The 13,780-nt window shown below is 36.9% G+C and carries 12 protein-coding genes and 1 riboswitch; of the genes, 5 read left to right on the plus strand and 7 right to left on the minus strand.

Translation table 11 applies throughout. The annotated features are described in order from the left end of the window. The first annotated feature begins 76 nt into the window (after positions 1–76). The gene (locus tag HPC41_RS00685) at positions 77–1,309 is read left to right on the plus strand and encodes an IS256 family transposase (RefSeq protein WP_120334405.1); all 1,233 of its coding nucleotides are present in this window, start codon (positions 77–79) and stop codon (positions 1,307–1,309) included. Positions 1,310–1,358: 49 nt separating this feature from the next. On the opposite strand, the gene HPC41_RS00690 is transcribed toward HPC41_RS00685, so the two are convergent. Further along, the gene (locus tag HPC41_RS00690; RefSeq protein WP_172392101.1) at positions 1,359–2,222 is read right to left on the minus strand and encodes an alpha/beta hydrolase; all 864 of its coding nucleotides are present in this window, start codon (positions 2,220–2,222) and stop codon (positions 1,359–1,361) included. 640 nt (positions 2,223–2,862) lie between these two features. Here HPC41_RS00690 and HPC41_RS00695 point away from each other — a divergent pair. From HPC41_RS00695 to HPC41_RS00705, 3 genes are all read left to right on the plus strand, one after another. Beyond that, positions 2,863–3,237, plus strand: coding sequence for a toxin-antitoxin system YwqK family antitoxin (locus HPC41_RS00695; protein WP_172392102.1), 375 nt, complete (start codon positions 2,863–2,865; stop codon positions 3,235–3,237). A 132-nt stretch (positions 3,238–3,369) separates the two neighbouring features. Next, entirely contained in the window at positions 3,370–4,509 is a 1,140-nt protein-coding gene (locus HPC41_RS00700; RefSeq protein WP_172392103.1) for a hypothetical protein, read from the plus strand. Between the two features lie 68 nt (positions 4,510–4,577). Then, positions 4,578–5,237 carry a SanA/YdcF family protein gene (locus tag HPC41_RS00705; RefSeq protein WP_216660615.1) on the plus strand — a complete coding sequence of 220 codons (660 nt, stop codon included), beginning with the start codon at positions 4,578–4,580 and terminating at the stop codon, positions 5,235–5,237. 367 nt (positions 5,238–5,604) lie between these two features. On the opposite strand, the gene HPC41_RS00710 is transcribed toward HPC41_RS00705, so the two are convergent. The 5 genes from HPC41_RS00710 to HPC41_RS00730 all read right to left on the minus strand — a co-directional run bounded on the left by HPC41_RS00710 (position 5,605) and on the right by HPC41_RS00730 (position 10,411). Continuing rightward, positions 5,605–6,039: a GNAT family N-acetyltransferase gene (locus HPC41_RS00710; protein ID WP_172392104.1), complete on the minus strand. Its 435-nt coding sequence runs from the start codon at positions 6,037–6,039 to the stop codon at positions 5,605–5,607. Between the two features lie 107 nt (positions 6,040–6,146). After that, positions 6,147–7,688: a protein adenylyltransferase SelO gene (locus tag HPC41_RS00715; RefSeq protein ID WP_172392105.1), complete on the minus strand. Its 1,542-nt coding sequence runs from the start codon at positions 7,686–7,688 to the stop codon at positions 6,147–6,149. 91 nt (positions 7,689–7,779) lie between these two features. After that, entirely contained in the window at positions 7,780–8,385 is a 606-nt protein-coding gene (locus HPC41_RS00720) for a pyridoxamine 5'-phosphate oxidase family protein (RefSeq protein ID WP_172392106.1), read from the minus strand. 10 nt (positions 8,386–8,395) lie between these two features. Then, positions 8,396–9,379 (minus strand): type I glyceraldehyde-3-phosphate dehydrogenase, encoded by a 984-nt coding sequence (locus HPC41_RS00725; RefSeq protein ID WP_172392107.1) that lies wholly within the window; start codon positions 9,377–9,379, stop codon positions 8,396–8,398. Between the two features lie 174 nt (positions 9,380–9,553). Continuing rightward, positions 9,554–10,411: a retropepsin-like aspartic protease gene (locus HPC41_RS00730; RefSeq protein ID WP_172392108.1), complete on the minus strand. Its 858-nt coding sequence runs from the start codon at positions 10,409–10,411 to the stop codon at positions 9,554–9,556. A gap of 247 nt (positions 10,412–10,658) precedes the next feature. Here HPC41_RS00730 and HPC41_RS00735 point away from each other — a divergent pair, with 247 nt between their 5' ends. Continuing rightward, the gene (locus tag HPC41_RS00735; RefSeq protein WP_172392109.1) at positions 10,659–12,017 is read left to right on the plus strand and encodes a hypothetical protein; all 1,359 of its coding nucleotides are present in this window, start codon (positions 10,659–10,661) and stop codon (positions 12,015–12,017) included. Positions 12,018–12,174: 157 nt separating this feature from the next. On the opposite strand, the gene HPC41_RS00740 is transcribed toward HPC41_RS00735, so the two are convergent. After that, positions 12,175–13,365 (minus strand): exo-beta-N-acetylmuramidase NamZ family protein, encoded by a 1,191-nt coding sequence (locus HPC41_RS00740; RefSeq protein ID WP_216660616.1) that lies wholly within the window; start codon positions 13,363–13,365, stop codon positions 12,175–12,177. A gap of 258 nt (positions 13,366–13,623) precedes the next feature. After that, positions 13,624–13,718, plus strand: a riboswitch (TPP riboswitch). Positions 13,719–13,780: the final 62 nt, after the last annotated feature.

The raw sequence follows: 13,780 nt of genomic DNA on the forward strand, positions 1-13,780 counted from the left end.
GAGACTGTAACATGAACTGTGTCAGAGGAATAATTCAATAAGATTATTTATATTCAATTATTCAAACGACACGGTCATGAAAGAAAAAGACCCATTCGACTTTGAACGCTTCAAGGCAGAAGCCATGCAAGGTCTTTACGAAGGTAAAAGTTTGTCTCCCAATGATGGCGTCCTAGCGCCGTTAATGAAGCATCTGTTGGAATCAATGATGGATGGAGAACTGGAAAACCATTTGAACGAAGAGAAAGCTTCGGGCAATAGCAACCGGCGAAATGGCAAGACAAAAAAGACTGTCCGAGGCCTTAACACTGGGACATTTGAACTGGAAACAGGCCGTGATAGATCCGGCACATTCGAGCCTAAGGTAGTACCTAAAAGGCAATTAATCATTACTGAACAGCTTGAGGGACACGTGCTGAGCATGTATGCCAAAGGAATGAGCACACGGGCGATAAGCGAGTTTATACGCGAAATGTACGCAATGGAAATCTCTGCCACTGAAATATCGCGTATTACCGAAAGTGTACTTCCAGCTGTAAATGAATGGCGTAGTAGGCCTCTTGAAGCTGTTTATCCCTTTGTATTCCTGGACTGCATGCACATTAAAGTTCGCCAGAATGGAACTGTTGAATCAAGAGCTATTTATAACATACTGGGAGTTGGTATGGATGGTAGAAAAGATCTGATCGGTCTTTATAGCTCAGAAAATGAGGGAGCTAAGTTCTGGCTTTCAGTTCTTACGGATCTAAAGCAACGTGGTGTTGAAGACATCCTTATTGCTTGTATTGATGGTCTAAAAGGGTTTCCTGAGGCCATAGAAGCTATTTTTCCAAAAACAAAGATCCAGTTGTGTATTGTTCACCAAATCAGAACAAGTATGCGCTATGTAACTGAGAAAGATAAAAAGCTTGTTATGGAGGATTTAAAGCCAGTCTATAAAGCCGTGAACGAAGAAATAGGTTATGAGAACCTCTTGTCTTTCGAAGAAAAATGGGGTAAGAAATATCCGCTTGCTGCCAAATCCTGGATGGATAATTGGACCAATCTTTCTACTTTCTTTGAGTACGAGGATCAGGTTCGCAAGATTATATACACCACAAATCCGATCGAGGGAATGCACCGTCAGATACGAAAAATTATTAAGTCTAAAGGAGCTTTCAGCTCTGAACAGGCGCTCATGAAATTGATGTATTTAATTATTAAAGATATTGCAAAAAAATGGACGATGCCAATGCATAACTGGGGCTTGACCATATCCCAACTTTATATTAGATTTGGGGATAGACTCAAATTAGAAAGAGGTTTTTAAGATGCTAATCCAATGACACAGTTTGAGTTACACTCCCACTAATTACGATTTACTCCGGTTTATTCTTTTCCAAAATCAATCCTATTGAATCTAGGTAAGCCTTGTTTTTCGAAAAATCATTGTGACTTTCGTCTTTCAATGTGATAAATTGATCAGTAGCCTTAAATAGCTTTGAGAGCTTGACAGATGAACCATAATACACAGCTGTATCCTTGTTGCCATGAAAAATAACTACAGGACATCTTACCGTCTTTAGGAAAGAGGAATTATCAAAATTATAGGGAATATTAGAGGTGTCCAACTCAGGAGCGACATCATTTGTCCAGTCTTTTATATTATAATATGGCGCTTGCAGAATCAGAAGACTGGGATGGTTGTTTGCAGCTATATATGATGCGAGTGCGGTGCCCATGGATTGGCCTAGCACTATGATCTGATTTTCCGAATAAGTTTCCATAAGTTTATCATAAACAATTTGAATGTCCCGATAGAGCGTATATTCATCAGTTACCTTTCCTTGACTCTTACCATAACCACGATAATCGAGCATAAATACATCGTATTCCTTGGCAGTGTATATTGGAGCAATATTACCCCAAGTATCTAATGCATTGTTGCTTCCATGTAAATAGAATATGATACCTTTGGATTTCTTTGCCTTAAATAGAAGACCATGTAAAAGGATACTATCATCCACTTTGATAAACTTCTCTTCAAAGGGGACGTCGAAGTGGAAAATTATATTATCAACTTTTTTGCCAGGGAATAGTTGGTCGGCTAATAAATTCTTCCAATCCTCCGTTGATAAGGATGTTTTGTTTTGTGCATTACTGAAATAGGGTAACAGCGTGAAAGCAACTAAAACATATATACTTCCGAAAGATAGTTTTTTAACACCTACTTTTTTTTTCATGTTATGTGCTTTATTAATCTTCATTTTCATAAGAAATAAAAAATGGTAGTGATAGGCTGGTTCTCTCTTATTACAAAAACGAACACGGAATTATGTATACTAACGACCAATTTCTGTTCCTACAATTTAAAAAGAATATATCATATCCCTGATATTTTTCTATAGCAATTACCGACTTTTTAATGGCTCCCATATACCGCTTAGATACCCCATATTTTATTAGATAGCGCTAGAACAGCCATACTTTTGCTATACCTATAAGTAAGAGAATATGGAAAATCAATTTTAATTAAAATAGACAATATCAGATGTGCTGAATCTGTTGATAACTGAAATTCCAGAATAGAAGGGGGCGATCTAGCTTGAATCGGTTAAAAAAAACGCAAATGGCTACGAATGATAATTTATCTCCAGCGAATTATAATTCGTTCATCTTCTTACAGGTTTTAAAACTAGATTTGTGGCAATGGAAAAAAGGACAGCTGGTTAAAATCCCAACCATTAAAGTGAAAAAGCACATCGAGAAAATCTATTTAGGGATTATGATGAAGCACAATAATATTTGGTATCAGGTAAATTTAGCCCTTTGGTATAAATAGTGAAATTTTAGGAATAGCAAGAAGGATCAAACATTAATATCATGAACAGGATCATCACTTTATTTTTATTTTTAGCTCAAGTGAGCAATTGTTTCGCACAGAGGTGGATTAATATCGACCTTGAGCAAACCGAATATATTTATGCTACTGGCAAGACTTGTTCAAAGAAAACTTGCGAGCCACTAAATGGAAATTATGCAATAAAATTTAACCGTTACCAAACCAATTACGAGCCATTTGTGAACGGCATAAAAAATGGCGAAGCCAAGGTTTATAGAAACAAAAAGTTGGCAGAAAAGGGTTCTTATCAAAATAATCTTAAGCAAAAGGAATGGCTTTATTATAACGAAGATGGTACTATCCGTAGACGAATTATTTTTGATAATGGTAAAGTAAAATCGATTGATGATTTATGATAAAGTCGAACAATATACTTTGCTAAATGAAATATAGATATGAAAGTAATTAACTTAGATCGTTTAACTGAAAGGTATCTAAAGCCTACAGAAATGAAAGGTCCACCATTTATTAAAAGAAATATAAGAATCATGCATAAATTATTATTACTAGCCATTTTGCCTTTAATTATTTCTTGCAAAAGTCAAGAAAAGATAGATTTAGCAACCTTAAACTTAGACGAACCGATTGAAAAAATCAGCAGTTTTAATGATCGATTATTGATTGGCGTAGAAACTGTTGAATATCCTTTTAGTTTGTTGTTAGAGGTCGAGAAATCGAAGAAATATAATTTCGATGGAATTGATTTAGAAGGACAACGGATTATTTTTCTAATCGACGCAGAGAAACTAAAAACAGATAGCATTACACGCTTCGGTGGCGGACATATCGATCTCAAGGAAGCTCAAAACATCAATGAATTAGATGAAGCTTTAAAATGTTACGATGCTGAAAGTAAAATCTACGGTGTGAGAATTGAGATGAAAACGGCAGAATTACAGTCCAATATTTTAAAGAAACTAGAGGCGAAATACGGTAGGGGAACTAAAAATCCAAATACCGACAACGGCTTATATTGGAATATCAAGACGCAGAACAAATTTATCTTTTACGCTCCAGATTACAGCAGGTTGATCATGCTGAACAATACCGATCTGTCTAAAACTTGCTATTGGGACATCATGAATGGTTTAATTGACTTTGGCGGATGCAATAATGAAAAATACATGGCAGACTTGATGAAAAATGCGACCAAGCCAGAAGATGTTAAAGGCAAACCTGCGATAAATATCGATAAAGATTGGAATATCAATGGTTTGATTGTTGGTAAAACAACTGAAGAAGAGTTTATAAAATCAGTCACAAACAAACGTTTTGAACGTATGATAGAGTTTGATGGCGCTACCGGAAAAACTAACGAAATCTATTATCAGAATAATTATCATGATTTTTACTTTTACTTTGCTGTCAGCAAAAACAATCCGGATAACCAAAAAGAGAACTTTATCAATGGCTACGCCATCAACGAATTTAGAAAGGTAGATATCTCATTTGAAAATGGCTTAAAACCAGGTTTAAAATTTGAAGAAGTGCTCAAGTTGTTGGATAAGTTAAAAATAGCCTATCACCCGGTGGATTTTGCGAATTTTATCGAAATTAAAACTTTGCCTTATAAAGTGACCTTAAATTTTAACGACAACATGTTGCTTTCCGGAATGTTTATCAAATAGCTTTCTGAGCAGTTTTGTCAAAGAAGTAAAGGAAATCTATCTTTATAAATCGTTGTAAGATCAAGCTAATGAAAAAGATTAAAAAGTTCGTTTTACCGGCTATTGTCCTAAGCTTAATAGGCCTAGCGGTTGTTTTGGTAAGCAATAGTAATGTAACGGCCACAACAGAAAAGGTAATTTTCACTGAACTTAAAGATGTGCCCAAAACTAAGGTGGTCATCATTTTTGGCGCTGGTATAAATGGCGATCGGCCAAGTCGGTATTTAAAAGATCGGCTTGATGCGGGGATTTCGCTTTATAAAAGCAATAAAGTAAATAAGATATTGCTGTCAGGAGATAATGGAAGGAATGAATACGATGAACTTACAGTAATGAAGTTATATTGTCAAAAAAATGGCGTCGATACCACAAAAATTTACATCGACTACGCTGGGTTTGATAGCTACTCGACTATGTACCGCGCCAAACATATTTTTAAGGTTGATACCGCAATCTTAGTATCTCAGAAATATCACTTAAATAGATGTATTTACTTAGGTGATCAATTGGGTGTAATATCTTTCGGATATAGTGCAGATAGGGGCATTTATCCAGGTTATAAGTACTATTCATTGAGAGAAAAACTATCCGTTACAAAATCCGTTTGGGATATTATAAGGAATAGGAAACCAATATATCTGGGTAAACCGGTTGATATAAATGGAAAATCTAATTATACAAAACAATAGTTTATGAGATGCCTTCTTTCTTCTGTACTACTTTGGTCGTTAGACAGACAGATCTTTTAAAAGCGAACTTGATATACCCAAAACAGACATGCTTTTTTCGATCCGAATTCAAAGACAGGAATAGATATCCGCTATCATGTGAAAATACTTAACGAAACATCGGACAGCCTTTTTATTGGCATCAATTCCCAGTTTTACATAGTCGATAGTCTAAGGAAGAAAAGTTTATGGTGTAAACATCGACATTAAAAATTAAATAGGGCGAAACTAGTATTATTCGACTGTTCCTGATGAAAGTATTTCTGAATACTAAAAAGTTACTTTTTTAAGGTCAGGTCATAATTTATGAACACCAATTACATTAAATTTAAAGCATCATATGAACCATCGGATAGTTCTTGCCAGAACCGTCCTTGTCAGACCTTCCTATTTTCTTAAATCCCAATTTTTCATAAAAGCCAAGGGCCGGGAGATTTTGTTCATTGACATCGACCTTATTAATGCCATACATATCTTTCATATAATGAAATAATTGCTTACCATAGTTTTTTCCCCGATAGTCATTATGGATAAAGAGCATTTCCAGATTTCCTTCTGATGCAGCGGAGAATCCGATAGGTACTTTTCTTTCGGTAAGGATGAATACCTCAAGGTTTGGCAGATAATCCGTCGGGATAACCTGTTTAAAGTAAATAAAATCTTCCTCACTGAGAAAGTCGTGCGTAGCTTTTACCGCGGATTCCCAGATTTCCAAGATTGTCGGATAATCGTCGGTAGTTGCGAGCCTAATTTGTTTTGACATAACTATAAAATTAGGAATAAACTGCTAAAAAATGCTCAAACAAAATTGAGGGCCGGTAATCAGTAGACTGAGGATGATTGCCCCATTGCGATACGGTGCGCGCATTGTTATGAGCTGCATGAAAGTGTAGAGCATCCTGCGATATCGTTATAGTTGGATGGGCGCTTCATAGAAAATTCCGGAAATTGCTCTTGGTATGGGTTTTCTAAAGCTTGAGTTAGTTTAATCAACATTTCTGTTTTCCCATTACTAATTTCTTCAATACATTCGTAGAGCAGATAGTTCCTCAATATAAATTTAGGATTTGTTTTTTTCATTAATTCCAGTGATTCTTCCGTTGAAATCGAATTTGAATGCAAACGGGATCGGTACAGTTCAATGAATTCTCCAAGTTTACCGAGCTTTTCTTTATTTAAAACAGTATAAGCTACTCCACTGAAATGTTCTTTCAAATCTGTTTTTGGCGTTATTTTTTCTAATTGATTGAAGAACAAAGTATGATCCAATTCTAGCTCCTGCATTAAACCCTGCCAGTAGGCAAAAAACTCTTCATCCTCTTTTTTGAGTCCATCAAATCCGAATTTTTTACAAAGCATTTTGTCATGGGCTTCCCAAAAATAAATTCCAAAATTGGATAGCGTGTTTTCCAGGAATTTTTGATCTTTTATTATCGGCTGGAGCGCATTCGCAAGTTGCCATAGATTCCAGTGTGCGATCTGACCCTGCTTTCCAAAAGCATATCTTTTCCCCGGTAGATCCGTAGTATTTGGGGTGAAATTTAAATTATATTCATCCATCATGGAATAGGGACCATAATCAATCGTTAGACCCAAGATGGACATATTGTCTGTATTCATTACCCCATGGACAAATCCCACTCTAAACCATTCTACCATTAAGTCTGCCGTGCGTGTACATACGTTTTCAAAAAAATCTTTATATTTCTCCTGATCAGATGAAACAATTTCAGGGAAGTAGTTTTCAATAGTAAAATCGAGCAGATTCTGTAATAGTTTGTGTTCGCCCTGCGCAAACATCAATTCAAAATGTCCGAAACGAAGGAAACTCTCGGCTGTTCTTATCACGACGGCCCCTTTTTCATATTGTGGATTACCATTATACATGATATCCCGAATAACATCTTCTCCTGTAAAGGCCAGGCTTAAAGCCCTGGTAGTGGGCACACCTAAGTGGTGCATGGCTTCGCTCATCAGGTATTCGCGTACAGAAGATCTTAATACGGCCCTCCCGTCTGCACGCCTTGAATAGGGAGTTGCACCAGCACCTTTCCATTGAATTTCTGTTTTCTTACCCGTTGTATTGGTAATCTCGCCAGCGAGAATGGCTCTTCCGTCTCCCAGTTGTCCTGCCCAGTTACCAAATTGATGCCCTGCGTACGCTGTCGCATAGGTCTGAATATTGTCAGGAAGTTGAGATCCTACCAGAAAATGAAGATCTTTATCTTCAAATTTTCCCAGACCTATTTCCTCAGAAAGAGCCTCGTTAAAAGCAATTAATTGCGGCTTGTCAAACCCCACAGGTTTAATCGTGGCAAATAAAACTTTTGGCGTGCTTCTCTGTATAGGATTATTGGAAAAATCTCCGGGAAATTTTTTGAGGAAAGGTTGTCTGATACGTTCGATATTCATACTCAAAGATATTAAATATAAAAGAAAAGACCTCCCAAATATTGGACGGTCTTTTCCATTCAGTTTTTTCCCGCTGCAGGAAACATATGGATCAAGGTTTTGCGCGTAGCGCTGATAGTTCCTGTTCTAGCTTCTCAATATATTGCAATTTGGAGGCTATTATTTCGGTGATTTCAGCTTCGGTGTACCGGGGAGTAATATGTTGAGGACAGTTCCAATCGTAAGCTTTAATATGAAATAATATCATTCGCTCTGCTTTAAATTTATAATGCTCTGGGGTTAGATAAGCGAGCAAGCCTGGATCTTCGTTAATCTCCACGATCTCAGCTTCGGCATAGATCTTTAATCGTGCACGATTCGGATAAGATACCATAATTAAAGAAACCTTTGGATTCGTAGAGATATTCCCAACCGAAATATATTGTTTGTTGCCACTAAAATCAATTATCCCGATGGTATCTTTATTAATAACTTTAATAAATCCTTTCGCTCCGCCACGGTGTTGAATGTATGGAAATCCGTTTTCTCCGAACGAAGCCATGTAGAAACTGTCCATTCCACTGATAAAACTCTTTTCTGTTTCTGTCAAGCCATCGACATAGCTAAACTTTTCTATTCGGTCGTAGGCAGCGCGACTACCGTTTTGTTTCTGTAGAGCCTTAATAACTTCGGTGAAGGCGGTATTTGCATAATTCATTGCTATTGCGTTAAATAGATTGTATTTGTCTGATCATTTGATTGGTAAATCCCCATTCATTATCATACCAGGCCATCACTTTCACAAGATCACCATCGACAACTCTTGTCATTTCCAGATCAACTGTCGCTGCAAACGGACTTTTGATGATATCAGTAGATACTAAGGGCTCGTCTGTTACTGTTAGAACCCTTTTATACCTATCAGTTTTTGATTCTTCGATCAGTATCTGATTTATTTCATCTACTGTTGTAACGCGTTCGGCGACAAATGTGATATCCGATATGGACCCCACGGGAACAGGCACCCTAACAGCTATGCCATCAAACTTTCCGACGTATTGTGGAAGCGCTTTCGTAGTCGCAATTGCAGCACCAGTGGCAGCGGGAGCAAGATTGATACCGGCAGCCCTTCCCATACGCGGTTCTTTTTTTGACGGAGCATCTACAAGAGCCTGTGAAGCAGTATAACCGTGTGTGGTGTTCAGAATTGCTTTTTTTATTCCAAGCCTTCTTCCCAATATTTCGATGATCGGACTGATATTGTTGGTCGTGCAACTTGCGCATGAAAAAACAGAAACCTTTCCATCTTCGGTATTTACTCCATGGACCACAGTAGGGGTATCTTTGGTAGGGCCCGAAATGACTACAAATTTTGCTCCAGAGGTCAAGTGTTTTTCAGCATCGGCTTTGTTTGTGAAAATACCCGTGCTTTCGATGACTATATCAGCTTGAATATCTTTCCATGGTAAGTTTTCGATTTCCCTTATGCTCGTATATTTAACCTCCCTTCCATTTACTATAAGCTTATCTCCGTCGATGTTTACATCTTTTTCGTATTTACCATAATTGCTGTCATATTTGAGTAGATAGGCAGCATTTTCGATGCTCATCAGGTCGTTGATCCCAACGACTTCAAGATCAGCAGTTTCTGTTATTATTTTTAAAGCGGCTCGTCCGATGCGGCCAAACCCATTGATTGCTATCTTTTTCATAACGTTTCTTTTAATTCTGTTTATATTTTTTCTGTTTGATGTATTGGCTAAGTTCTACTATATTTCAATAAAAAAGATTGACATTGATCAAGAAATTCCCTGGTCTAACGAATGAGCATCGTGAAATTGCAGCTTTATGGACAGGAACTAATTATAAGCTCAATAGCGGAAGTACTAATCCAGTATATAGATTTCTTTATCTTTTAAATTGAACCCTAGTTTTTTACCCAGCCAATTGATACTTGTCTTTCCTTCATAGATCAAACCTTCCACAAAAGACACGTCAGGATTTTCTACTTTTGCAAAAGAATTTGAGATAGATTCAAGATGTCCTTTATAATATTTTGTCTTTACCTCAGGATTAAATTCGCTGACTTTTTCCGTTACATTCAATTTGGACTGGTCTAATCCAAGTAGGGGGATAAACCTATCACTGAACCAAAATGAATCATTGCCAGCTCCTGAATCCAACATAATATTGATCCTGTGTTTATTATTCAGGTAGACATAAGTGGAAATATCAAGAGAGTGATCTGCATGCGTAGTCAGTTGTATTGGAATGATTTTGTCACTTTGCAGTTTCTCCTTCGGAAAAATTAGTTGTTTATTTGCATAATCTATAATAAATTCAGTATCGTAAAGCATTGGAAGAGAAATAAGCCCATTAATACCTTCCAATTTCATGTCGAATGTAGAATACGGTATATCCTTGAACTCTTTACCATTGAACAAAATGGTTGAAGATTGGTAAAGCGGGCACACAATTTTTTCTCCTGTTGCACGAAATGCCGTGAGAAAATTATAGGTTTCCTTCTTTTTTAGCGCGCTCGCAAATTCGTCAAAAAAAAGATTGATACCTCCGCCAGTATCGAAAATAAAATTTCCTTTCTTTCCTTCAATCTCGGCACTAACAAGGATATGACCGGAAGGTAATACTTGTAATGGCAATCTTTGCGCAATGATATTTAGCGGTAATAGGAATACTGCTATTACGCCTACATAAAAGTGTCTTGCTAATACTGTTTTAAACATATCGGTTTCGTTTTATATGTTGTTATCAAATCCAGGCTTTAGGTGCTTCGCCGTTCTCGAAATTTTTCTATCTATAAAAGTCAGGAAATTTGGCGAAAAATCCTAATAGACAACGACTTTACTGTTAAAGGTTGCAAAAATTAATCAGGTAATACTTGAGGTGATACTTAATGCCTCTGTCAGCTAAATCTCAGTTAGGTTACCTATTTAATTAATGAGTATCAATACCTAAGGTAAACTATAAATTATGTATCAACGCTTAAAGATTCTTGTTTCGCCACTTTTTTTATTTTTTCTATTCGTATTGATCATCAATGACTTTTTTCTCAAAGCGGCATTTCACAATACGATTACCGGGAAGCTTTCTGATTTCAGTGGACTTTTTATCTTTCCTATTTTTTGCTCTGCTATCTTCCCTAAACAAAAATCATGGATTTTTATTTTCACGGCAGTTTTATTTGCCTTTTGGAAAAGTGAATATTCCTCCTTTGTTATTCAACTGGTGAAACCTTATTTCAATACCGGAAGAACCGTTGATCTTTCCGATCTGATTGCATTACCCATGATATTGTTTGCTTGGTTCTATCTCAAAAGTAGTTTACAGCTATCCGTCGGTTCGGCGTTGACGGCCCGATTCAGCACTTACTTTATCGCTGTTGTTGCAATTTTTTCTTTTTGTGCCACCAGTCAGCCGAGGTATATCCAGTCTTTTGATCAGCCCCAGTATGTATTGTTAAAAGATCCCAGCATCCGGTGTCTTGATTCCTACGATGGACTCGAATTTTACGGTAGAGATTCCTTACTTGTCGTCAAAATAGATTATTTGTATATCAATAGGCCGGTAAAGAATGATGATTATAATAAAAACCAATCTGTCAGAAATCTTGATCTCGCTATTTTACACCTTATAGCAGACAGCGCCAGCCTGGTTCCTTCCGGAAAAATAACTTTTCTTACAGTCAGTACCAAACAGGGAATTGATTCTTTAAGATTTAATGGTGGACGACTTGACGGCAGGTTCGTCAGAATGAAAGGAGGTAAAGCTATCACTGAGGGATTTTATAAGATGGGGTTGGAAGACTCGACCTGGACGATAAGAGACAGCACAAGTACCGATAAGGTTGTAAAGACATTTGTTCATGGTGAAGCAACTCATCTGAAACGGTACAAACATGATAAACTCGAGTCATCTTCAAACATCAACACCCGTTCTGATACCATTTTTAATATTTATATTCAATTGATAGTTCTCATCATCTGTATGGCTGGGATATGTTTTTTATTATATAGAAATTATCGCAAGGCTGTTCCTGTGCGTTTTAATCTCAGTTTATTTTGGAAAGTATTGTTATGCTTTGTCGCGCCGTTTATCGTCTGGCTGTTTTACATTGGGGTTATGCTATTGCTCATGAATTACAACCAGGATACATTTGAGGCATTCGCAACAGGTATCCTTATTTTTATTGTAGTTTGCCCATTGATGTTTGTCGTTATTTTTGGTATCAAACTAAGAAAGGACATCGATATTTTTTTGTACTGCCTTTTGTTGGCTCTCGCATTCAGTATATGGACAACCTGTGTCACACTAGGGGCTCTTTCTAACTAAGGGATAAACTTGATAGGCTTATTGAAATTGTTTGTCATTCAGATTCTGGAAATATGATGAGTTATTAATTTCACTAAAATGAGGCAATAGCTATCAGCAAAGTTTGGCCATATATTAAACTGCGCTTTCAAATCGACGTTATCATGCGAGTTCTAAATTATTGATATATTAAATATTTTTCACGTATCTGCATATATTTATCAAGGCCTGGCTTCCAGCTTTTACGGATATCTTCCGCATTCATGCCAGAAATTATTTGTTCTTTTAACAACGGGCCTCCCGCCAATTTATCAAAGTCCACGATTTCTTTGCTCTGTTTGTTATCGAAAAATATTGCTTTATCGGGAAACTTGTTGTAGGTCTCAATTAGCCATGAAAGGTCTATTTTCTTGGCACTTCTGATTTTCTTTAAGTCTACGTTTCTTAAGTCCAGTCCAAAACATTCTTTTTCCAGGTGAATTGGTGTTGCACTCATGTTCTTTATACTTTTAGGCGTGAATGAGAAATCATAGATACCTTTGAAATTAGGTGCGCCTATGACAGTGAATGGAAATTTTGTACCCCTACCTTCACTTAATACAGTTCCTTCGAATAGGCAGGTAGATGGATACAAAAGAACAGCCTGGTAAGTGTTTATATTTGGCGACATATTAACCGGGGGAGTATATTCCATGTCATGACTGTAGTTGCCTACCGGAATAATCTTTATTTTGCATTTAATGCCATTTGCTAGCCATCCTTCACCATTGATCATCTGAGCATACTCACCAACTGTCATGCCATGTGTAATCGGTACTGGGTGCATGCCAATCCCTGATTTATATTCCATGTTCAGTATAGGACCATCAATAAAGTATCCGTTTGGATTCGGTCGGTCCAATATGAGCAGTTCTTTACCATTCTCTGCGCAAGCTTCCATAACCCTATGCATGGTTGCGATGTACGTAAAATACCTTACCCCAATATCCTGTATGTCAAAAATCATTAAGTCAACATCGTCCAACATCTCTTTTGTTGGCTTGTTTGTTTTTCCATAAAGAGAAACAACTTTTACTCCTGTTGTTGGATCAACATCATCTTTTATTTTGACACCGGCTCCAACGTCGCCACGAAAACCATGCTCAGGACCAAATACTTTAATTATGTTAACACCTAATGATAGGAGGCTGTCGACACTTGATTTATTGCCAATACGTGAAGTTGGGTTGACTACCATTCCAATCCTCTTATCCTTTAGGTAATCAAGATATTCCGGTATTCTTTCTGCGCCTGGTACTATCTGTGAAATTGCAGATTGGGTAATTAAAAAGGAAAGACAGATAAGTGTGATGATTTTTCTAATTTCCATAACATTTAAATTGTAAGCATTCATGTCCGAAATAAAGAGATGGCCTAAATAAGTTTATAGATGGTTCTCAGATTCTAATCAGACGCTGAGATAGACTTTTCTCAATTTTACTATAAGAATATTAATAAAAAACCAAATACGCAAGAAAGCGCAAAAATAATGAGTAGACCCTTGATTGGGACATCAAAACAGCATTACGAACTAAGATTTGCTGAGATTGTAGTAAAACTAAATAGCCTTACCTTTTGTCCTTATAGTGGAAACATTTTGGGGTGGTTTGAAAAAATCTGAGAACATACCCATAGAACCTGATCCAGGTAATGCTGGCGAAGGAAGGAATGTTTCCTGGGGTTTTGGTTTCGGCCAAAACCCTTGTTGTATGATCAGGTTTCTACATAATCTGCACCAAAAGAGA

Source organism: Sphingobacterium prati (assembly GCF_013167215.1).
GTDB classification, from domain to species: domain Bacteria; phylum Bacteroidota; class Bacteroidia; order Sphingobacteriales; family Sphingobacteriaceae; genus Sphingobacterium; species Sphingobacterium prati.

What these genes read in the sequence shown, in the direction of transcription:
- HPC41_RS00685 (WP_120334405.1), top strand. Translation starts at nt 77, where the DNA reads ATGAAAGAAAAAGACCCATTCGACTTTGAACGCTTCAAGGCAGAAGCC.
- HPC41_RS00690 (WP_172392101.1), bottom strand. Translation starts at nt 2,222, where the DNA reads ATGAAAAAAAAAGTAGGTGTTAAAAAACTATCTTTCGGAAGTATATAT.
- HPC41_RS00695 (WP_172392102.1), top strand. Translation starts at nt 2,863, where the DNA reads ATGAACAGGATCATCACTTTATTTTTATTTTTAGCTCAAGTGAGCAAT.
- HPC41_RS00700 (WP_172392103.1), top strand. Translation starts at nt 3,370, where the DNA reads ATGCATAAATTATTATTACTAGCCATTTTGCCTTTAATTATTTCTTGC.
- HPC41_RS00705 (WP_216660615.1), top strand. Translation starts at nt 4,578, where the DNA reads ATGAAAAAGATTAAAAAGTTCGTTTTACCGGCTATTGTCCTAAGCTTA.
- HPC41_RS00710 (WP_172392104.1), bottom strand. Translation starts at nt 6,039, where the DNA reads ATGTCAAAACAAATTAGGCTCGCAACTACCGACGATTATCCGACAATC.
- HPC41_RS00715 (WP_172392105.1), bottom strand. Translation starts at nt 7,688, where the DNA reads ATGAATATCGAACGTATCAGACAACCTTTCCTCAAAAAATTTCCCGGA.
- HPC41_RS00720 (WP_172392106.1), bottom strand. Translation starts at nt 8,385, where the DNA reads ATGAATTATGCAAATACCGCCTTCACCGAAGTTATTAAGGCTCTACAG.
- HPC41_RS00725 (WP_172392107.1), bottom strand. Translation starts at nt 9,379, where the DNA reads ATGAAAAAGATAGCAATCAATGGGTTTGGCCGCATCGGACGAGCCGCT.
- HPC41_RS00730 (WP_172392108.1), bottom strand. Translation starts at nt 10,411, where the DNA reads ATGTTTAAAACAGTATTAGCAAGACACTTTTATGTAGGCGTAATAGCA.
- HPC41_RS00735 (WP_172392109.1), top strand. Translation starts at nt 10,659, where the DNA reads ATGTATCAACGCTTAAAGATTCTTGTTTCGCCACTTTTTTTATTTTTT.
- HPC41_RS00740 (WP_216660616.1), bottom strand. Translation starts at nt 13,365, where the DNA reads ATGGAAATTAGAAAAATCATCACACTTATCTGTCTTTCCTTTTTAATT.